Raw genomic sequence first — 19,872 nt, 5'->3', positions numbered from 1 at the left:
GGCTCGCGCCGCTCACTCCTCGCGCTCGCATCAGTGCGCTCCCACTAGCTGCTTGTCCGACAGCTTCGGCGCGGTACGTCCCTCGATGTAGTCGAGGTAGTCCTGCTTGAAGTACTTCAGCGACGAGGTCACCGAGCTGGTCGCGCCGTCACCGAGACCGCAAAACGAGCGGCCGAGGATGTTGTCGCAGGTGTCCAGCAGGGTGTCCAGGTCCTCGTGGGTGCCCTGACCGGCGAGGATCCGCCGGTAGACCCGGACCATCCAGTAGTTGCCCTCGCGGCACGGGGTGCACTTGCCGCACGACTCGTGGTGGTAGAACTCCAGCCACCGGTAGGTCGCGTAGACCGGGCAGTCCTGGTCGGAGAAGATCTGGGTGGCCGTGGTGCCGAGGATCGAGCCGGCCGCCGCCACCCCCTCGAAGTCGAGCGGCACGTCCAGGTGCTCGGCGGTGAGCAGCGGCGTCGACGAGCCGCCCGGCGTCCAGAACCTCAGGTCGTGGCCGGGCTGCATGCCGCCGGCCAGCTCGATCAGCTCCCGCAGGGTGACGCCCATGCCGCACTCGTACTGGCCGGGGTTGGCGATCCGGCCGGAGAGCGAGTAGATCATCGGGCCGGACGACTTCTCCGTGCCCATGGTCTTCCACCAGTCGGCGCCGCCCAGCACGATGTAGGGCACGCTGGCGATGGTGCCGACGTTGTTGACCACCGTCGGGCTCGCGTACAGGCCGTGGGTGGCCGGGAACGGCGGGCGCAGCCGGGGCTGACCCCGAAAGCCCTCCAGCGAGTCCAGCAGCGCGGTCTCCTCGCCGCAGATGTACGCCCCGGCGCCCGAGTGCACCACCAGCTCCAGGTCGTACCCCGAGCCGAGGATGTTCCGGCCGAGGTAGCCCTTGGCGGTCGCCTCCCGCACGGCGTTGCGCAGCCGGCGTGCGGCGTGCACCGCCTCGCCGCGGATGTAGATGTAGGCGCGGTTGGCCCGGATCGCGTACGAGGCGATGATCACGCCCTCGACGAGCGCGTGCGGGTCGTGCGTCATCAGCGGGAGGTCCTTGCAGGTGCCCGGCTCCCCCTCGTCGGCGTTCACCACGAGGTAGTGCGGCTTGCCGTCGCCCTGCGGGATGAAGCCCCACTTGAGACCGGTCGGGAAGCCGGCGCCGCCGCGACCGCGCAGGCCCGAGTCCTTGATGAGCTGGATCAGGTCGTCCGGGTGCGCCTTGAGCGCCTTGCGCAGGGCCGCGTAGCCGTCGAGCTTCTCGTAGGTGCCGATCCGCCAGGCGTCCGGCGACAGCCAGCGCTTGGTGAGTACCGGCGTCAGCTTGGCCAGGGTCTCCGGCCGGGGAGTGGTCACTTCTGGACCCCCGTCTCGCTCGCGACGGCGGAACCCGCGCCACCGGCGCCGGCTCCCGCCTCGGCTTCCTTGAGGTTGCGCTCCTGCGCCCCGGCCTCGTCGCCGGCGGGCTTTCCGTCGCCGGCAGGCGCGCCGACCGCCGCGCCGGCGGTCTGCGCCTCCTGCGCGTCGCGGGGGGCCGGCGGCGTGCCGTCCACCGGAACCTTGGTGCCGGGCGCGTCCGGCACGGCGGTCGCCGCGTCGGGCTGCCGGGTCTCGGCGGCCCGCACCTCGGGCGACTTGTCGTCCGGCGCCTTCACGTCCCGGGTGGTGCTGCCGGTCGCCTCGGCCGCGGGGGCCCGCTCGCCGGTGCCGGCGCTGCCGGCACCCGTGGCGCGCTTGGCGTCGCCGCTCGGGGCAGGGGTGGCCCTGGTCGGCTCGGGGGCCGGCTTCGCCGCCTCGCTGCGGGCCTTCGCCTCGGCGGCGGCCTTGTCGGCCTCGGCCTTGCTCCGGATCGGGGTGTTCGGGTCGAAGCCGGGCACCGAGATGCCGTGCTCCTGCGCGAGCCGCAGCCCCCGCAGGGTGGGCTCTCCCGGGCCGCCGTCGGCGACCGCGCCCTCCCGCTCGTCGGCGAAGCCGGCGAGCTGCACCGCCATCTCCTTCAGCGTGCAGAGCCGGGCGCCCCGGGTCGGCATCGGCCGGCCGCCGGCGCGCAGCTCGTCGACCACGCCGCGCGCGGTCTGCGGGTCCACCCCGTCGAAGAAGTCGTAGTTGACGGTCATCACCGGGCCGTAGTCGCACGCCGCCAGGCACTCGGCGTGCTCCAGGGTGATCTTCCCGTCGGCGGTGGTCTCGTCGTGCCCCACGCCGAGGTGCTCGGCGAGGGTGTCGTAGACCTCCTGGCCACCGAGCACGTTGCACATCGTGTTGGTGCAGACGCTCACCAGGTAGTCGCCGGTCGGCCGGCGCTTGTACATGGTGTAGAAGGTGGCGACGGCCCCGACCTGGGCCTTGTTCAGGCCCAGCACCTCGGCGCAGAACGCCACGCCGGCCGGGGAGACGTAGCCCTCCTCGGCCTGCACGAGGTGCAGCAGCGGCAGCAGCGCCGACCGGGACCGGTCGGCCGGGTAGCGGGCGATGATCTCCCGTGCCCGTTCGCGGGTCTCGTCAGTGAAAACACTCATCGGTCACAACCACCCATCACGGGGTCCAGCGAGGCGCCGCCGGCGATCACGTCGGCGATCAGGCCGCCCTCGGCCATCGCCGGGAGGGCCTGGAGGTTGACGAAGCTCGGCTCCCGGTAGTGCACCCGGTACGGCCGGGTGCCACCGTCGGAGACGGCGTGCACGCCCAGCTCACCGCGGGGCGACTCGATGCCGACGTAGACCTGGCCCGGCGGCACCCGGAAACCCTCGGTGACGAGCTTGAAGTGGTGGATCAGCGACTCCATCGACTGACCCATGATCTTCGCGACGTGCTCCAGCGAGTTGCCCATGCCGTCGATGCCGATGGCGAGCTGCGCCGGCCAGGCGATCTTCTTGTCGGCCACCATCACCGGGCCCGGCCGGAGCCGGTCCAGCGCCTGCTCGACGAGCTTGAGCGACTCCCGGATCTCGGCGAGCCGAACCACGTAGCGGCCCCACACGTCGCCGTCGGTGTGCGTCGGCACGTCGAACTCGTACGTCTCGTAGCCGCAGTACGGCATGGTCTTGCGCAGGTCCCAGGCCAGGCCGGCGGAGCGCAGCACCGGGCCGGTCACGCCGAGCGCGACGCAGCCGGTCACGTCGAGCACCGCGACGTTCTTCGTCCGCTCGAGCCAGATGGGCTGCCCGGAGAGGAGGTTCTCGTACTCCTTGAGCCTCTTCGGCAGCAGCTTCAGGAACTCGCGGATCTTGACGATCGCCTCGTCCGGCACGTCCTGCGCCACGCCGCCCGGTCGGACGTACGCGTGGTTCATCCGCAGACCGGTGATGATCTCGAAGATCTCCAGGATGTACTCACGCTCGCGGAAGCCGTAGAGCATCATGTTGATCGCGCCCAGCTCCATGGCGGTGGTGGCCAGCCAGACCAGGTGCGAGGAGATCCGGTTCAGCTCCATCATCAGGACCCGGATGGTGTTCGCCCGCTCGGTGACCTGCTCGGAGATCCCGAGCAGCTTCTCCACCGCCAGCGCGTAACCCGTCTCGTTGAAGATCGGGGCGAGGTAGTCCATCCGGGTCACGAAGGTGCTGCCCTGGACCCAGTTGCGGTATTCGAGGTTCTTCTCGATGCCGGTGTGCAGGTAGCCGACGACCGAGCGGGCCTCGCGGACCGTCTCGCCCTCCAGCTCCAGGATCAGCCGGAGCACGCCGTGCGTCGACGGGTGCTGCGGACCCATGTTGACGACGATCCGCTCGTCGTTGATCGGGTCGGTCCCCGACACGACGCTGTCCCAGTCGCCACCGGTGACGGTGAAGACCTTGCCCTCGGCGGTTTCGCGCTCGGTGGCGTAGTTCGACGTGCTCACTGGTAGGACCTCCTCCGGTCCGGCGGCGGAATCTCAGCGCCCTTGTACTCGACGGGCACGCCGCCGAGGGGATAGTCCTTGCGCTGCGGGTGCCCCTCCCAGTCGTCCGGCATGAGGATCCGGGTCAGGTTGGGGTGGCCGTCGAAGACGATGCCGAACATGTCGTACGCCTCGCGCTCCTGCCAGTCCGCCGTCGGGTAGATCGACGTGACGCTCGGCAGGTGCGGGGCCTCGACGGAGACCGCGGCCTCCAGCCGCACCGTGCGGCGGTAGGTCATCGAGGTGAGCTGGTAGACGACGTGCAGGCGGCGGGCGTCGGCGCCGAGGTAGTCCACCCCCGAGACCGACGAGCAGAGCTCGAAGCGCAGCGCCATGTCGTCCCGCATCACCTGGCAGACCTCGGCGATGCGCTCCGGACGGATGTGCAGGGTCAGCTCGCCCCGGTCGACCACGACCTTCTCGATGGCGTCGGCGAAGTCCGGGTAGGCCTCCTCCAGCGCGTCGCGGACCTCGTCGAAGTAGCCCCCGTACGGCCGGAGCGCGTCCTCGATGGTGCGGCGCTGGCGGACGAGGCCGCCGAAGCCGGACACGTCCCCGGAGCCCTGGTTGCCGAACATGCCCCGGCCGGCCGGGCTGGCCGGGGGGTATTCGGCGGGTGCGGTGCTGCTGGCGCCGGCCGGCGTGACCGGTACGGGCACCCCGCCGTCGTCTTTCCTGTCCTGCGGCGCGGTCACTTCTGGACACCCCCGTGCTGGTGCAGGTGGTTCTGGGCCTTCATCCAGTTCTCGATCCGCAGCTGCTCCTCGCGACCCTCACGGACCGCCTTGGTCCATTCGGCCCGCCGGGCCTTGTCGCTGCGGTACGACGACGGCATCGAGCCGTAGGGGACGACCGGGACGTCGCCGCGGGCCTGCCGCGCCTCGAGCATCTTGCGGCCGTTCGGGCCGAGCGGCTCGTGCCCGATCTTCTCGCGCAGCTTGAGGACCGCGTCGATGAGCATCTCGGGCCGGGGCGGGCAGCCGGGCAGGTACATGTCGACCGGGACGACGTGGTCGACGCCCTGCACGATGGCGTAGTTGTTGAACATGCCGCCGCTGCTGGCGCAGACGCCCATCGAGATGACCCAGCGGGGCTCCGCCATCTGGTCGTAGATCTGGCGCAGCACCGGGGCCATCTTCTGGCTCACCCGGCCGGCCACGATCATCAGGTCGGCCTGCCGGGGCGAGGCCCGGAAGACCTCCATGCCCCAGCGGCCCATGTCGTAGTGCGGGCCGCCGGCGGCCATCATCTCGATCGCGCAGCAGGCCAGACCGAAGGTGGCCCCCCAGACCGACGTCTTCCGCGACCAGTTGACCAGCTTCTCCACCGAGGTGAGCAGGACACCGGCGGGGAGCTTCTCCTCGATACCCATCTGAGGTTCCTCCCTCAGTCCCAGTCCAGGCCGCCGCGCCGCCAGACGTAGGCGTAGGCGACGAAGACCGCGACGATGAACAGGACCATCTCCACGAAGCCGAAGATCGGCAGGGCGTCGAACGAGACCGCCCAGGGGTAGAGGAAGATGATCTCGATGTCGAAGACGATGAAGAGCATCGCCGTCAGGTAGAACTTGATCGGGAACCGGCCGCCGCCGACCGGCTGCGGGCTGGGCTCGATGCCGCACTCGTACGCCTCGAGCTTGGCCTTGTTGTAGCGCCGGGGACCGGCGAAGCGGGCAGCGGCCACGGAGAACAGCGCGAAGCCCGTGGCGAGGGCGAACAGCCCGATGATCGGTGCGTAAGGCGAGAGCGACATCGTTTTCTCCTGCTCGTCCTTCCCTGCCCCTGGTCCTTGTCAAAAATCACACTATTCACGTCCCTCGCGACGGTCGTCGGCGGGGGTCGATCTCGCTCGTCCACTCCTGCGGTTCGTCACAGTCCGTGGACGGGGCCGTCACACGCGCTGCCTTCGTTCTCGACCGCAGGGCTCGCGAGCCCACTCCTCGCGTCACACGGCCGGCGCCACTCTCGTCATCGCGTTGATGACGCGGTCCATCGCGTCCCCGTCGCGCGGGTCGGTCAGGTTGGCCAGCAGCTTGAGCACGAAGCGCATGAGCATCGGGTGGGGCATGCCGTGCTTCGTGGCCATCCGCATGATCTCGGGACGGCCGATGAGCTTCACGAAGATGCCGCCGAGCCGGTAGTAGCCGCCGAAGCGGGCCTTCAGCTCCGTCGAGTACGCCGCCAGGGCGCGCTCCCGGTCCGCGCCGGCCGGGCGCGCGAGCGCCTGCACGGCGACCTCCGCGGCCAGCTCGCCGGACTCCATCGCGTACGCGATGCCCTCGCCGTTGAACGGGTTGACCATGCCGCCGGAGTCGCCGACCAGCATCACGCCGCGGGTGTAGTGCGGCACCCGGTTGAACCCCATGGGAAGGGCGGCGCCGAGGATCGGGCCCTCCGCGTTGGCCTCGTCGGTCATGCCCCAGTCGGCGGGCGTGTTGGCCAGCCAGTCGGTGAGCAGCCGGCGGTAGTTGGTCTTGCCGAACGCCGACGAGGAGTTGAGCACGCCGAGGCCGACGTTGACCCGGCCGTCGCCCAGCCCGAAGATCCAGCCGTAGCCGGGCAGCAGGTTGTCGCCGCTGTCCTTGCTGCGCAACTCCAGCCAGGATTCCAGGTAGTTGTCGTCGTGCTTGGCCGGCGAGCGGTAGTAGCGCCGCACGGCGACGCCGATCGGCCGGTCCTCGCGCTTGGCCAGCCCGAGGGCGAGCGGGAAGCGGCCGGAGACGCCGTCGGCCGCGACGACCAGCGGCGCGTGGAAGGTGGCGGGCTCCTTGCCCGGGCCGACCTCCGCCTCCACACCGGTCACCCGGCCGTCGGGGCCCAGCACCGGGCCGGTGACGTTCACGCCGGTGCGCAGCTCGGCGCCGGACTCGACGGCGCGACGGGCGAGCAGGTCGTCGAAGTCGAGCCGGGTGCGCACCAGGCCGTAGTTGGGGAAGCTCGCCAGGTCGGGCCAGTCCAGCTCCAGCCGGACGCCGCCGCCGATGACCCGCAGGCCCCGGTTGTGCAGCCAGCCCGCCTCGGGCGAGGTGTCCACGCCCATCCGGATCAGCTGGCGCACCGCGCGCGGGGTCAGCCCGTCGCCGCAGACCTTCTCCCGGGGGAACTCGGTCTTCTCGAGCAGCAGCACCCGTACGCCGTGCCGAGCCAGGTGGTACGCGGTTGCCGACCCACCGGGACCGGCGCCCACGACGATCACGTCGGCGTCATGTTCCACCGCGGCCATCCCGCGCCTCCTCCCGCATGCTCGTGAAATGCTTCACAAGCCAGACGGTGGGAGTCTATGACCGACGTCAGGACCGGCCCGGACCAGGGGTACCTAACTTGCCGCGGACGCGTCGGCCGAGGTCGGGGGCGGGTCGCCGGGGAGGCGCGTCAGTGCCGGGCGGCGGCCGCCGGGTCCAGGCCGGCGTCGTGCCGGATCGTCTCCGGCAGATGCTCGCGCAGCGCGCCGCCGGCGGCGCGGTCCAGGGCGGCCAGCACCTCGGCCACCACCTGGCGGACGTCGGCGGGATCCGCGCCGGCCAGCTCCTTGAGCTGGGTGATGAGCTCGTTGGCGTCGTCGTCGGTGGCCTCCGCGCCGACCGCTCGGTGTGATCCCGTCATGGGGGCGAGCTTACGGAACAGCGGGGCTCAAAACGGATATTTGCGGAAAAGCCGCCGGATCGGGCTAGACCCGGACCGCGCGGTGCAGCGCCGCGATCCCGCCGGTCAGGTTGCGCCAGGCCACCCTGCCCCAGCCCGCCGCGCCGATCCGGGCGGCCAGGGCGGGCTGGTCGGGCCACGCGCGGATCGACTCCGCCAGGTAGACGTACGCGTCGGGGTTGCTGGAGACGGCACGCGCCACGCTCGGCAGGGAACGCATCAGGTACGACAGGTAGACCGTGCGGAACGCCGGGTTCACCGGGGTGCTGAACTCGCACACCACCAGCCGGCCGCCCGGCCTGGTGACCCGGGCCAGCTCGCGCAGGGCCGCGTCGGTGTCGTTCACGTTGCGCAGCGCGAACGAGATGGTCACCGCGTCGAAGCTGGCGTCGGCGAAGGGCAGCCGCAACGCGTCCCCGGCCAGCAACGGCACCCGGGGACGGGAACTCTTGCCGACGCGCAGCATGCCGAGGGAAAGGTCCGCGCCGACCGCGTACGCACCCGACTGGGCGAGCTCCTCGGTGGAGACGCCGGTGCCGGCCCCCACGTCGAGCACCCGCTCACCCGGCCGCAGGTCGAGCGCGGCGCGGGTGGCCCGCCGCCAGAAGCGGTCCTGCCCGAAGGAGAGGACGGTGTTGGTCAGGTCGTAGCGAGCCGCCACGCCGTCGAACATCGCGGCGACCTCGTGCGGCTGCTTGTCCAGGCTGGCGCGCTGGCCCTGCGGGGTACGGCTCACCCCTCCACTCTGCCAGCCCGGCCGGCGCGGACGGTGGGTGGGTCGACCGCCGGTCATGGAGGCCACACGTGACGCGCGGCCCGGCTCGCCAACGAGGGCAGACCCGGGCCGGACACGGCGGGGGGGCGGGATGGTCGCCCACCCCGCCCCCGGTCGCGGTACGTCAGTCGGTCGACTTCTCGTCGCCGGGCGTCACCAGGACGACCCTGCGCCGACGGGAGAGCAGCAGCAGCGCGCCGCCGGCCAGCAGCACGGCCGCGCCGATGCCGCCGATCAGTCCGGCCTGGACGCCGGTCACCGGCAGTCCGCCGTCGCCACCGCCACCTCCGGTGCCCGGGGTCGTGGTCGGAACCGCGGTGGGTCCACCGGTCGGGGTCGCGGTCGGCGTCGCCGTCGGGGTGGGCGTCGGCTCCCCGGTGGGCGTCGGGCTCGGCTGCGCGGACAGGTCGACGAACGCCTCGAAGACCGTGTGGTTGTCGACCTCGTCGGCCTCGGAGAAGGCCTTGCGCTGTGCCGGGCCGGCCACCCGCGGCTCCTCCTCCGGCTCGCCCTCGGCGACGTCCAGCCCGTACGCGAAGAGGTCGCCCTCCCGGAGCACCGGCTCGGTGACGTCGTCGCCCACCTTCACGGTGACGTCGGCGGTGTAGTACTGCCCACGACGGACGATGACGCCGGCGTCCTCGCAGAACGCCTGCTCCCTGCCGAGGAACACCTGCCGGACGCAGTTCTGCGGCACCGTCACGAAGCTGACGCCCGCCGGGAGGGTGATGCCATAGAAGACGCCGGTCGCGGGCCGGCTGCCGTCGTTGTAGACCGCCCAGTCCAGCGGGACGGTCTCGCCCCGGCGCACCGGCCTCAGGTCCGGCTCGTCGGCCACCGCGCCGTTGACCACGACGTTGCCCTGGACGTCCTGCACCCAGGCGGTGAGGTCGTAGCCGGGCTTCGTCACGGTGACCGGCGCCTCGACGACCTCCTCACCCTTGCTGGTGACGAGCGTCACGACCAGCTCGCCGCCGTTGCCCCGGCCGCCCGTGCTGAACAGCGGGACGCCGAAGTCCTTGCTGGTGCCGGCGGGCAGGTCGCCGAGGGAGCACCGGTAGAGGTTGTCCTCGACGACGTGGCAGCCCTCGGGCACCAGGAAGCCGACGCGCTTCTTCTTGAGCTTGCGGGTGTCCACCCGGTACGAGACGTTCTCCGCCGTGGCCGTGCCGGCGTTCGTGACGGTGAACTTGAACGGCTTGCTCCGGGCCTCGTCGACGCCCTTCGCGAGCTGGGTGCTGAGCGGGGCCATGGCGAGGTCCGGCCCGTCGGCCGCGTGGGCGGGTACGGCGACGGCGGTCAGGCCGCCCGCCGCGAGGAGTGCCACGGCACCGGCGCGGGCCAGGGCCGAACGATGGGACAGGATCATCGGTCACCCCAGGGGGTCAGGGAAGAAGCGGATGGTTGCGGAACCCGCGCGGACGTTATCGAAGGTCGATGCCGCGCGCCAGCAGGCAGATCGTGTTTCCACCGTCCGGCCGATCCGGTGGGCCGGACGGCCGGACGCACAGCGGGGGCGGGATGGTCACCCATCCCGCCCCCGCTGCCGTGCGTTATGTGAACGACCCGCGCGGGTCGATGGAGGACGACCGTCAGGCCGTCGGCTTCTCGTCGCCCGGGGTCACCAGGACGACCCGGCGACGCCGCGCCACCATGAACATGGCCGCGCCCGCGACCAGGACCACGCCGCCGATGCCGCCGATCAGGGTGGTCTGCGCGCCGGTCACCGGCAGGCCGCCGTCGTCGTCACCGCCGCCGCCCGTGCCGCCCTTGGCCGCGACGATCACCGCGTAGCCGTCGGAGTTGTCGGTGGCGTCCACGTCCTTGGCCTGCAGGCCGGTGACGTTCTGCGGCAGGGCCGTGGTCGCCCGCATCCGGGCCGGCGCGGTGCCGACCGGCTCGACGCTGACCAGGCCACCCTTGAGGGCGCCCGGCTTCACGTCCGCGGCCACGTCGAACAGGTGGTAGAAGCCGTAGGCCGAGTAGAGCTTGTCCTCGTCGTTGGTGTCCTCGTCCTGCGGGATCAGCCCGAAGTTGGCGTAGGTGCAGGTGAAGGTGGACTTGTCGGCCGCGTACTCGCAGCCGGACTCCACCTCGGTCGGGGTCACGCCCTTCGGCAGCTTGACGCTGATCTTGAGACCGGCGGCGGCCAGGTCACCCTGGTTGCTGATGAAGTAGGTCAGCGCCGACCGGCCGCCCGCGTGCAGGTCGCCGGAGTAGACCGGGTTGCCGTCGACGACCTTCACGGCCTGCTTGACGTCCTCGGCGACGACCGAGAGGTCCGGCCCGCTGGCGTCCGAGAGGTCCAGCTTGGCGGTCTTGGTGTTGTTCGCCGCGTTGGTGTCGTCCTTCGAGACGAGCTTGAAGGAGAGAGGGGCCTGGTAGGTGCCCTTCACCTCGTTCTTGAACAGGACGACCGGCAGGTCGGTGGTCTCGCCCGGGCCCGGCAGGCCCTTCTCCGTCGCGTAGCAGATGAAGGCGGTCGGCTTCTCCGCGGTGCCCTCCATGTCGCAGCCGTCCTCGACGGCCGGCAAGGCGATGACCTTGTCGAAGTCCACCTTGGACACGTCCACCCGAACGGCCAGCTCGCTCGGGGTGTTCTTGCCGAGGTTGGTCACCTTCGCGTAGGCCAGCTTGCCCTCCGCGTTGGCGGCGACCCGCGTGCCGGCCACCTCGATCGCGAGGTCCGTCTCCGTGCCCGAGGCGTGGGCCGGGCTACCGAGAGCGGTCAACGCGCCGGAGGCGAGCAGCGCGCCAGCGCCGATCCGCGCCAGCGAACGGTTACGGAAGATCATGGAAAGGGTCCCCCCGTTGGGGTGAAGGAAAGGTACGGCCGGGGACGTTAGCGCTAAGCGATCACGCTCGCCACCCCGCAGTTCAGGCGCGTTGAACAGCGTGGCTAAGAATCACTTAAGGAATGCCCGGATTGATATGTCTTGCTGCACCGGACACCCCCGCTCCGGCCCCGAACGGCAACCTAATTGAGATCAACGGACCGCGGGAATTCACCCGATCGGTCAGCCCGCGAAGCCACCGACGGTCACCGTCCGTACGCCCATCGTCCACAAGGCGGGCTGCGCGTACGACGACACCCCACCGCCGCGACGACGGTGGGGTGTCGGGGGTTCGGGGTCGCGCGGTGGCTGCGGACGCCCCGCTCAGCGGGCCTCGACCAGCGGCAGGGACTTCCCGGCGCCGCCGCCCGGCATGGCGATCGAGGAGAAGTGCGAGACCACCCGCTCGTCGGTCGGGTCGTCGGCCGGGGTGTGGTGCACGGCCAGCCGGTTGTAGAGGGTGTCGCGCTGGGCGGGGATCCGGTCGGCCGAGCGGATCATCCCGATCAGCTCGTGCAGGTTGGAGCGGTGCCGCGCGCCGGCCGAGGAGATGACGTTCTCCTCCAGCATGATCGAGCCGAGGTCGTCCACGCCCATGTGCAGGGCGAGCTGCCCGACGTCCTTGCCGGTGGTCAGCCAGGACGCCTGCAGGTGCGGCACCGTCTCGAAGAAGAGCCGGGCCACCGCGACCAGCCGCAGGTACTCCAGGGTGGTGGCCTGCGTACGGCCCTTGAGGTGGTTGTTCTCCGGCTGGTACGTCCAGGGGATGAACGCCCGGAAGCCCTTCGTGCGGTCCTGCACGTCGCGGATCATCCGCAGGTGCTCGATGCGCTCGGCGGCGGTCTCGCCGGTGCCCATCATCATGGTGGCGGTCGACTCGACGCCCTGCCGGTGCGCCAGCTCCATGACCTCCAGCCAGCGCTCGCCCGACTCCTTCAGCGGCGCGATCGCCTTGCGGGGCCGCGCGGGCAGCATCTCCGCGCCGGCGCCGGCGATCGAGTCCAGCCCGGCAGCCTTGATCCGGGCGATGGCCTCGCCGAGGCCGACGCCGGAGACCTTGGCCATGTGCAGGATCTCGCTGGGGCCGATCGAGTGGATGGCGAGCTGCGGGTACGCCTTCTTGACCGAGGAGAAGAGCTCCTCGTAGTACTCCACGCCGTAGTCCGGGTGGTGCCCGCCCTGGAGCATGACCTGGGTGGCGCCCAGCTCGACCGCCTCGCCGCAGCGACGCAGGATCTCCTCGGTCGGGTGGGTCCAGCCCTCCCGGTGCTTCGGGGCCCGGTAGAACGCGCAGAACTTGCACGCCGTCACGCAGACGTTCGTGTAGTTGATGTTGCGGTCGATCAGGTAGGTGACGACGTTGTCCGGGTAGCGCCGTCGGCGCACCGCGTCGGCGGCCTCGCCCAGGGCGTGCAACGGCGCCTCGGTGTAGAGCAGCAGGGCCTCCTCGGGCGTGATCCGCCCGCCGTCCGCGCCGCGCTGCAGGATGTCGTCGATCTCCCGGCTCACACTCACCCCCCGAGCCTACGTCGCCGGGCCCCGGGCCGGCCTCGCCGGACTCCTGTCGACCACGCCACAGGGGTCCCGCCGGGTGGCCGGAGATCGAGGGGCTTACCCGCGCTTTGTCGATCCATTAACATCCGTGAATGACTGTGAACGCGATCTCCCCGACACGCCCTCCCCTACGTCGCAGGGCGCTGCTCGCGCTCGTACCGCTCGGGGCCGCCGCGCTGGCCGTCGCCGCGGCGGCCCGGCCGGCGCGGGCGGCCACGACCCGGACGCCGGAGTGCCTCGCCGACCTGACGGCGGCCTGATGGCCACCATCCCCTGGCTCGCCGACGTGCTGCGCGCCGCCGGCGTCACGGTGGTCGAGCACGGCAACTGGCTCGGCCGGGTCGCCGGCAGCTCGTTCAACCCGATCGGCGTGCTCTGGCACCACACCGCCGCCACCTCCAGCGCCGGCAACCCGCACCCCGCCCTGAACATCTGCATCAACGGCCGCTCCGACCTGCCCGGCCCCCTCTGCCACGCCCTGGTCGACCACCACGGCGTCTTCCACGTCATCTCGGGCGGACGGGCCAACCACGCGGGCGTCAGCCGCGGCAGCGGACCCATACCGGCCGGCGACGGCAACACCCTGATGGTCGGTTGGGAGATCGACTACAACGGCGTCAGCCAGGCCATGACCGGCGCCCAGTACAGCGCCTCCGTGCTCGCCACCGCCGCCGTGCTGCGGCGGCTCGGCCGGGACGCCAGCCACGCCCGGGGCCACCGGGAGACCAGCACCAGCGGCAAGATCGACCCGTCGTTCATCGACCTCGACTCGATGCGTGCCGACGTGGCCCGCCAGCTCGCCGGCAACCCACCCCTCGACCTCACGGAGAACGACATGAAGCTCATCCAGTCACCCGGCCGCGGCATCGCCCTCGTCGGACCCGGCTACTTCCGCCAGCTGCGCAACGACGAGGAGGTGCACGCCGCCGTCGCGCTGGCCGGCAACCCGCTGGTGGGCAACGACCGCCAGTTCGACCTGTGGCGCAGCATCGCCTACGACGGCCAGGTCAAGGCCCCGAGCTGACCACCGCGGCGTGGGGGTCGGCGGAGTCGATGCGGTGCCTGCGCCGACCCCGCCGACCCGGCTGCGTCCCGCCGTCGGGCGGGAGGACCGGTCAGGCGTCGTAGTCGACGGTGAGCCGGTCGGTCGTCGGGCTGGACTGGCAGGTGAGCACGTAGCCGGCGGCCACCTCGTCCGGCTCCAGCGCGTAGTTGCGGGCCATCGTCACCGCGCCGTCGACCACCTTGGCCTTGCAGGTCGAGCAGACCCCGCCCTTGCAGGCGTAGGGCAGCTCGCCGCGCACCTTCAGCGCCGCGTCCAGCACCCGCTCGTCGCGCCGCATCGTGAAACGCGACGACCGGCCGTCCAGCAGGATGGTCACCTCGGCGCCGCCCCCCGGCTCGTCGGATGGGCGCCGCGGCGGGGCCGGGGCCTCGGCGACGTGGAACAGCTCCGTGTGCACCGCCGACTCCGGCACGCCACGCGCGGTGAGCACCTCCCGGGCGTCCACCACCATGTCGTACGGGCCGCAGAGGAACCACTCGTCGACGGTGTCGCCGGGGACGATGGTGTCCAGCAGCCGGCCCAGCCGGTCGGCGTCGATCCGGCCGGAGAGCAGCGGCGACTCGCCCTGCTCCCGGGAGAGCACGTGCACCAGGTGCAGCCGGGTCGGCCACCGGTCCTTCAGGTCGGCCAGTTCCTCGGCGAACATCACCGTGTTCGCCGTGCGGTTGCCGTACACCAGCGTGAACGTGCTGGCCGGCTCGACGGCGAGCGCCGTCGCGACCAGCGCGAGCACCGGGGTGATGCCCGAGCCGGCGACCACCGCGCCGTAGTGGCGGGCCCGCTGCGGCGCGAGGGCCGTGGTGAAGTGCCCGAGCGGCGGCAGCACCTCGATCGTGTCGCCGAAGCGCAGCGCGCCGCAGGCGAACGTGGAGAAGGCGCCGCCGGGGATCTCCCGCACGCCGATCCGCAGCCGGCCGTGCCGGGCCAGGTCGTCGGGCGTGGAGCAGATGGAGTACGACCGCCGCACGTCCTCACCGGCGGCGCCGGGGCGCCGGACGGTGAGGTGCTGGCCGGCGGAGAACGCGAACGTCTCCCGCAACTCCTCCGGCACGGCGAAGGTGACCGCCACGGCGTCGTCGGTGAGCCGGTCGACGGCGGCGACGGGCAACGGGTGGAAGACCGGCCGGCGACGGACCGGGCGGGTGATCGTGACAGTCACAGCGCCTTCAGGTGGTCGAAGGGTTCACGGCAGGAACGGCAGCGCCAGAGCGCCTTGCACGCGGTCGAGCCGAAGCGGCTGACCTGTTCGGTCTCGGGCGAGCCGCAGTGCGGGCAGCGGACGGCGAGGGTCAGCGGCACCACGTTGTCGGCGCGCACGGGCGACGGCGGGGCGATGCCGGCGGCGGCGAGCTTGGCCCGCCCGGCGGCGGAGATCCAGTCGGTGCTCCACGCCGGGCTGTAGACCGTCCGCACGTCGGCGTCGGGGCGGCCGACGGCGGCCAGCGCCCGCCGGATGTCGGCGCGGATCACGTCCATCGCCGGGCAGCCGGTGTAGGTGGGGGTGATGGTCACGACCACCCGGCCGGTGGCCGGGTCCTCGTCGACCGCCCGCAGGATGCCGAGGTCGTCGATGGTGACGACCCGGATCTCCGGATCCACCACCGCCGCCACGGCCTCCCTGGGGTCGCTCACCGGTGCCTCCTCACCAGCGTGCCCCGGGGTGGGCGCGGTGCAGCACCTGCATCTCCGCGAGCAGGTAGGACAGGTGCTCGGTGTGCACGCCGTCCCGCCCGCCGGCCGGCGCCCAGCCGGACTCCGGCCGGGTCAGCGTGGCCGCGTCGAGCACGGCGGCGACGGTGGCGTCGAAGTCGGCCCGCAGGGTGGCCGGGTCGACCGGCGCCGCCGGGTCGGGGGCGAACAGCTCGTGCACGTACGGCCAGACCTGGTCGATGGCCGCCTGCATGCGCCGGTGCGACTCCTCGGTGCCGTCGCCGAGCCGCCGCACCCACAGCGAGGCGTGGTCGAGGTGGTAGGCGGACTCCTTGCGGGCCTTGGCCCCGATCGCCGCCAGCCGCTCGTCGGCGCACCCGGCCAGCGCGGTGTAGAGGGGGAGCTGGTAGGCCGCGAGGAAGAGCAGCTTCGCCATGGTGACCGCGAAGTCGCCGTTGGGCAGCTCCACCAGCAGGCAGTTGCGGAACTCCCGGTCGTCACGCAGGAACGCCAGCGCGTCCTCGTCCCGGCCGGCGCCCTCCAGCTCACCCGCGTACGACAGCAGGAGCCGGGCCGCGCCGAGCTGGTCGAGGGCGATGTTGGCCAGCGCGATGTCCTCCTCCATCTCCGGCGCACGGGTGGTCCACTCGGCCAGCCGCTGCGCCGCGACGAGCGCGTCGTCGCCGAGGGCGAGGGCGAAGTCGAAGGGGCCGTTCACGCCGCCCCCTCGCTCCGCTCGGCGGCGGCGCGAGGCGCCCCGGTGCTGAGCCGAACGGTTCGCTCGCTGCGCTCGCTCACAGGTGGGCCACCCCGTCCGGCACGTCGTAGAAGGTGGGATGGCGGTAGACCTTGTCCGCCGCCGGGTCGAAGAAGGCGTCCTTCTCGTCGGGGCTGGAGGCGGTGATCGCGCCCGCCGGCACCACCCAGATGGAGACGCCCTCCTGGCGGCGGGTGTAGAGGTCCCGCGCGTTGCGCAGGGCCAGCTCGGCGTCGGGCGCGTGCAGGCTGCCGACGTGGGTGTGCGACAGCCCGCGCCGCGCCCGCACGAAGACCTCCCACAAGGGCGAAGGACCGCTCACGCCGCGCTGGTCCTCCGTTCGCTCGCCACGCTCGCTCACGCCGCCACCTTCTCCTTCTTCTCCACCCGCTTGGCGGCGTACGCCGCGGCGGCCTCGCGCACCCAGGCGCCGTCGTCGTGGGCGCGGCGGCGGTGCTCCATCCGCTGCCGGTTGCACGGCCCCTCGCCCTTGATCACCCGCATCAGCTCGTCGTAGTCGGGCTGGGTGAAGTCGTACGACTGGCGCGACTCGTTCCAGCGCAGGTCGGGATCCGGGATCGTCAGGCCGAGGATCTCGGCCTGCTGCACGCACATGTCCACGAAGCGCTGGCGCAGCTCGTCGTTGGAGAAGCGCTTGATCTTCCAGGCCATGGACTGCGCCGAGTGGGTGGAGTCGGTGTCCGGCGGGCCGAACATCGCCAGCGACGGGTACCACCAGCGGTCGAGGGAGTCCTGCGCCATCGCCTTCTGCCCGGGCGTGCCGTGCGCGAGGGTGTGCAGGATCTCGTAGCCCTGCCGCTGGTGGAACGACTCCTCCTTGCAGACCCGGATCATCGCCCGCGCGTAGGGCCCGTAGGAGCAGCGGCACAGCGGGACCTGGTTGACGATGGCGGCGCCGTCCACCAGCCAGCCGATGGCGCCCACGTCGGCCCACGTCAGGGTGGGGTAGTTGAAGATCGAGCTGTACTTCTGCCGGCCGTTGAGCAGCAGCTCGACCAGCTCGTCCCGGCTGATCCCGAGGGTCTCGGCGGCGGCGTAGAGGTAGAGGCCGTGGCCGGCCTCGTCCTGGACCTTGGCCAGCAGGATCGCCTTGCGCTTGAGCGAGGGGGCCCGGCTGATCCAGTTGCCCTCCGGCTGCATGCCGATGATCTCGGAGTGCGCGTGCTGCGCGATCTGCCGGATCAGCGTCCTGCGGTAGGCCTCGGGCATCCAGTCGCGCGGCTCGATCTTCTGGTCGGCGTCGATGACCTCGGCGAAGTACGCCTCGAGGTCCTCGTCCGGGCCGGGGGCGCCACCCCGGCGGCCACGGGCGGCGGCCTCCCGCAGGGCCACCTCCGCCGCCTCGACCTCGCCGAGCAGGCCGCCGCCGGGTGCGTCCTCGGCGGAGAAGTCGTTGCCATACATGGGGTCAAGTGTTACAGCTCGCCGCTTGGGACACCAGAGGGTGTAACAGGTTTCCGGAGACACTTTCCGCACCGGCAGGCGACCGCCGACAGCCGGGCAAACTATGATTTGGGTCACTATGAAAAGGTGAATCCCCCCAACAGCCGCATAGCGGCTCGATATCCCGCCTACATGGCAAGTTGCCAGGTGTCAGGTTCTGGCGCCCCGCCGATCCGCACGTAGACTTCCCCCGTCACACCGATCGGCTGCCGACGATTCGCCCGAGAACCACGGAGGGCGCATCCCCCGGCCCTCGGCGAGCCGCCGATCCGTCCGACAACCAGCCGGTCCCCCCGGCCCTGACATCTGGAGCTCATCCACTCATGCGATCCCGCGTGACCCTGGTGCTCGCCGTCGTGGCGGTCCTCCTCGGTGGCGGCCTGCTCGTCCCGGCCGCGTACGCCCGACTCGCCGGCGACGACGCCCAGAGCGGCGGAAGCGGCGGCGGGAGCGTCGCCGCGCCCGCGCCGATCCCGCCCCCACCCCCGACCCTGGCCGCCGGCCCGGTGGCGGTGGACTTCAAGGGCGAGTTCTTCTCGTGGGCCCTGATGGACCGGGAGTCCGGCGCGATCTCGGGGTCGAAGAACATGGCCTCGACCAGCTCCACCGAATCGATGATCAAGGCCTGGTTCGCGGCGGACTACCTCCGCCAACTCGGCGACAAGCCGCTGCCGGCCGAGCGCAGGAAGCAGATCACCACCGCCATCCGGGACAGCAACGACGACGCCGCCAATGCCCTCTACGGCGCGGTGGGCCGGGCCGCCACGATCAAGCGGATGATCAGCACCTGCGAACTCACCGACACCAAGCCGGGCAATGTGCCCGGCTACGTGGGCTGGTGGAGCTTCACCCGGATGTCCCCGCGCGACGCCGTCCGGCTCGGCGACTGCATCGCCGACGGCACGGCCGCCGGCCCCAAGTGGACGAAGCTCCTGCTGGACGAGATGAGCAAGGTCAGGGGCAGCACGGCCGCCAAGGACCAGAAGGCCCGTTCCGGCGGTGGCCGCTGGGGCATCATCGACGGCCTGCCCGCCACCATCAAGGCCCAGGGCCCGGTCAGCATGAAGAACGGCTGGACCCCGCTCAACTACGACGGCAACTGGCACGTCAGCTGCCTCGCCGTGACGGAGAAGTGGAGCCTCGCGGTGATGCTGCGCTACCCGCAGAAGAGCGGGCTCGACTACGGCGCCCGGGTCTGCGCGAGTGTCGCCACGCAGCTCGTCACGCCGCAGCCGGGCGCCGCTCTCAAGGTGCCGCAGCAGCCCGCCGGGAAGCTCTGATGGGGCGACAGCGCCGGGCCGCCGGGCCGGCCGACGCCTCCCCCGGCAAGCTGATCGCCATCGCGGTGGTCCTCATCGGCCTGGTGCTCGTCTCGCTGCGGCTGCTGCCGGGCTCGCCGTTCGAGTCCCGCGCCGCCGCGGAGTGGGGCGCCCCCGCCGGCCCGGCCGAGCGCGGCACCGGAGCACCGAGCGACCGCAACTCGCGCCCGTCACCGACGCCGAGCCCCACCCCGAAGCCGCTGCCGTTCCAGGCGAAGGACCTCGACCTGGACATCGAGGGCTGGTACTCCTGGAGCGTCCTCGACCGCCGCAGCGGGGAGATCATCGGCTCGGACAACATGGACGAGACCAGCACCACCGCGTCGCTGATCAAGGCCTGGATCGTCGCCGACTACCTGCGCCGCGCCGACGACGCCGGCCAGACCCCGAGCGCCGCCAGACTCGCCGACGCCACGAAGATCATCCGGGACAGCGACAACACCCGGGCCGAGCAGTTCTACGACACGGTCGGCCGGTCCGCCTCGATCAAGCGGCTGATCTCCCTGTGCGAGCTGACCGACAGCAAGGTCGCCGCCGACGGCGGCTGGAGCCGCACCGCGCTCTCCCCCCGCGACACCGCCCGGATGGGCGCCTGCATCGCCGACGGCCGCGCCGCGGGACCGAAGTGGACCAAGTGGCTGATCGACGAGATGCGGCTGGTCCGGGGCGGCGGCGACTTCGGCATCCGCAAGGCGTTCCCGGCCGCGCAGCGCAAGACCATCGCGATCAAGAACGGCTGGATCGACCGTACGCGCGAGCAGGAGATGCACATCAACTGCCTCGCCATCGGCGACACCTGGACGATGGGCGTGATGGTCCGCTACCCGATCGGCAAGGGCTACGAGTACGGCATGAAGAACTGCCAGAAGATCACCGAAGCCCTCCTGCGCCCCACCGCCTAGACCGGCCCGCCCGGGCCGGCCCGTGGGCTCGGCCCACGG

Annotated in this window: 21 protein-coding genes; 4 read left to right on the top strand and 17 right to left on the bottom strand. The window is 71.7% G+C overall.

Annotated elements, in window-relative coordinates:
- Positions 1-30: 30 nt before the first annotated feature.
- The 12 genes from nuoF to mqnC form a co-directional block, all read right to left on the bottom strand.
- Positions 31-1,347 (bottom strand): NADH-quinone oxidoreductase subunit NuoF, encoded by a 1,317-nt coding sequence (nuoF, locus tag V6U77_RS12380; RefSeq protein WP_334606427.1) that lies wholly within the window; start codon positions 1,345-1,347, stop codon positions 31-33.
- Positions 1,344-2,510 (bottom strand): NADH-quinone oxidoreductase subunit NuoE, encoded by a 1,167-nt coding sequence (gene nuoE / locus V6U77_RS12375; RefSeq protein WP_334606426.1) that lies wholly within the window; start codon positions 2,508-2,510, stop codon positions 1,344-1,346. Before nuoE ends, nuoF begins: the two co-directional genes overlap by 4 nt.
- A complete protein-coding gene (locus V6U77_RS12370) occupies positions 2,507-3,832 on the bottom strand; it encodes an NADH-quinone oxidoreductase subunit D (RefSeq protein ID WP_334606425.1) in 1,326 nt (441 codons plus the stop codon). The genes nuoE and V6U77_RS12370 overlap by 4 nt, the downstream gene beginning before the upstream one ends.
- Positions 3,829-4,566 carry an NADH-quinone oxidoreductase subunit C gene (locus V6U77_RS12365; protein ID WP_334606424.1) on the bottom strand — a complete coding sequence of 246 codons (738 nt, stop codon included), beginning with the start codon at positions 4,564-4,566 and terminating at the stop codon, positions 3,829-3,831. Before V6U77_RS12365 ends, V6U77_RS12370 begins: the two co-directional genes overlap by 4 nt.
- On the bottom strand, positions 4,563-5,243 hold the full coding sequence (locus V6U77_RS12360; RefSeq protein WP_334606423.1) for a NuoB/complex I 20 kDa subunit family protein: 681 nt from the start codon (positions 5,241-5,243) through the stop codon (positions 4,563-4,565). Before V6U77_RS12360 ends, V6U77_RS12365 begins: the two co-directional genes overlap by 4 nt.
- Before the next feature lie 14 nt (positions 5,244-5,257).
- Positions 5,258-5,623 carry an NADH-quinone oxidoreductase subunit A gene (locus tag V6U77_RS12355; RefSeq protein WP_089002434.1) on the bottom strand — a complete coding sequence of 122 codons (366 nt, stop codon included), beginning with the start codon at positions 5,621-5,623 and terminating at the stop codon, positions 5,258-5,260.
- Positions 5,624-5,815: 192 nt separating this feature from the next.
- A complete protein-coding gene (locus V6U77_RS12350) occupies positions 5,816-7,093 on the bottom strand; it encodes a geranylgeranyl reductase family protein (RefSeq protein ID WP_334606422.1) in 1,278 nt (425 codons plus the stop codon).
- 149 nt (positions 7,094-7,242) lie between these two features.
- Entirely contained in the window at positions 7,243-7,473 is a 231-nt protein-coding gene (locus tag V6U77_RS12345; protein ID WP_334606421.1) for a hypothetical protein, read from the bottom strand.
- A 64-nt stretch (positions 7,474-7,537) separates the two neighbouring features.
- Positions 7,538-8,248: a demethylmenaquinone methyltransferase gene (locus V6U77_RS12340; protein ID WP_334606420.1), complete on the bottom strand. Its 711-nt coding sequence runs from the start codon at positions 8,246-8,248 to the stop codon at positions 7,538-7,540.
- 163 nt (positions 8,249-8,411) lie between these two features.
- On the bottom strand, positions 8,412-9,656 hold the full coding sequence (locus V6U77_RS12335) for a cell wall anchor protein (RefSeq protein ID WP_334606419.1): 1,245 nt from the start codon (positions 9,654-9,656) through the stop codon (positions 8,412-8,414).
- Between the two features lie 223 nt (positions 9,657-9,879).
- Entirely contained in the window at positions 9,880-11,082 is a 1,203-nt protein-coding gene (locus V6U77_RS12330) for an LPXTG cell wall anchor domain-containing protein (protein ID WP_334606418.1), read from the bottom strand.
- A 363-nt stretch (positions 11,083-11,445) separates the two neighbouring features.
- The gene (gene mqnC, locus V6U77_RS12325) at positions 11,446-12,636 is read right to left on the bottom strand and encodes a cyclic dehypoxanthinyl futalosine synthase (RefSeq protein WP_334606417.1); all 1,191 of its coding nucleotides are present in this window, start codon (positions 12,634-12,636) and stop codon (positions 11,446-11,448) included.
- Between the two features lie 131 nt (positions 12,637-12,767).
- Here mqnC and V6U77_RS12320 point away from each other — a divergent pair, with 131 nt between their 5' ends.
- Together V6U77_RS12320 and V6U77_RS12315 are read left to right on the top strand one after the other, a co-directional pair.
- Positions 12,768-12,935 (top strand): hypothetical protein, encoded by a 168-nt coding sequence (locus V6U77_RS12320; RefSeq protein WP_334606416.1) that lies wholly within the window; start codon positions 12,768-12,770, stop codon positions 12,933-12,935.
- Entirely contained in the window at positions 12,935-13,699 is a 765-nt protein-coding gene (locus V6U77_RS12315) for a peptidoglycan recognition protein family protein (RefSeq protein WP_334606414.1), read from the top strand. Before V6U77_RS12320 ends, V6U77_RS12315 begins: the two co-directional genes overlap by 1 nt.
- 91 nt (positions 13,700-13,790) lie before the next feature.
- Here the strand turns inward: V6U77_RS12315 and paaE are convergent, their stop codons facing one another.
- From paaE to paaA, 5 genes are all read right to left on the bottom strand, one after another.
- Positions 13,791-14,900, bottom strand: a complete 1,110-nt coding sequence (paaE, locus tag V6U77_RS12310; protein ID WP_334606413.1) for a 1,2-phenylacetyl-CoA epoxidase subunit PaaE — start codon at positions 14,898-14,900, stop codon at positions 13,791-13,793.
- Complete coding sequence (paaD, locus tag V6U77_RS12305) at positions 14,897-15,373, bottom strand: 1,2-phenylacetyl-CoA epoxidase subunit PaaD (protein ID WP_334606412.1); 477 nt, start codon at positions 15,371-15,373, stop codon at positions 14,897-14,899. Before paaD ends, paaE begins: the two co-directional genes overlap by 4 nt.
- A gap of 10 nt (positions 15,374-15,383) precedes the next feature.
- Positions 15,384-16,109 carry a 1,2-phenylacetyl-CoA epoxidase subunit PaaC gene (paaC, locus tag V6U77_RS12300; RefSeq protein WP_334606411.1) on the bottom strand — a complete coding sequence of 242 codons (726 nt, stop codon included), beginning with the start codon at positions 16,107-16,109 and terminating at the stop codon, positions 15,384-15,386.
- Between the two features lie 76 nt (positions 16,110-16,185).
- Positions 16,186-16,509 carry a 1,2-phenylacetyl-CoA epoxidase subunit PaaB gene (paaB, locus tag V6U77_RS12295; RefSeq protein WP_334606410.1) on the bottom strand — a complete coding sequence of 108 codons (324 nt, stop codon included), beginning with the start codon at positions 16,507-16,509 and terminating at the stop codon, positions 16,186-16,188.
- Positions 16,506-17,573, bottom strand: a complete 1,068-nt coding sequence (gene paaA / locus V6U77_RS12290) for a 1,2-phenylacetyl-CoA epoxidase subunit PaaA (RefSeq protein WP_334606409.1) — start codon at positions 17,571-17,573, stop codon at positions 16,506-16,508. Before paaA ends, paaB begins: the two co-directional genes overlap by 4 nt.
- A 362-nt stretch (positions 17,574-17,935) precedes the next feature.
- Between paaA and V6U77_RS12285 the strand changes: the two genes are divergently transcribed.
- Together V6U77_RS12285 and V6U77_RS12280 are read left to right on the top strand one after the other, a co-directional pair.
- Complete coding sequence (locus V6U77_RS12285) at positions 17,936-18,892, top strand: hypothetical protein (protein WP_334606408.1); 957 nt, start codon at positions 17,936-17,938, stop codon at positions 18,890-18,892.
- Positions 18,892-19,833, top strand: a complete 942-nt coding sequence (locus V6U77_RS12280; RefSeq protein ID WP_334606407.1) for a hypothetical protein — start codon at positions 18,892-18,894, stop codon at positions 19,831-19,833. The genes V6U77_RS12285 and V6U77_RS12280 overlap by 1 nt, the downstream gene beginning before the upstream one ends.
- Positions 19,834-19,872: the final 39 nt, after the last annotated feature.

Origin of the sequence: Micromonospora sp. CPCC 205546, from assembly GCF_036902715.1 — a bacterium.
Classification (GTDB): domain Bacteria; phylum Actinomycetota; class Actinomycetes; order Mycobacteriales; family Micromonosporaceae; genus Micromonospora.
This window is presented reverse-complemented; position numbering and strand designations above follow the sequence as displayed.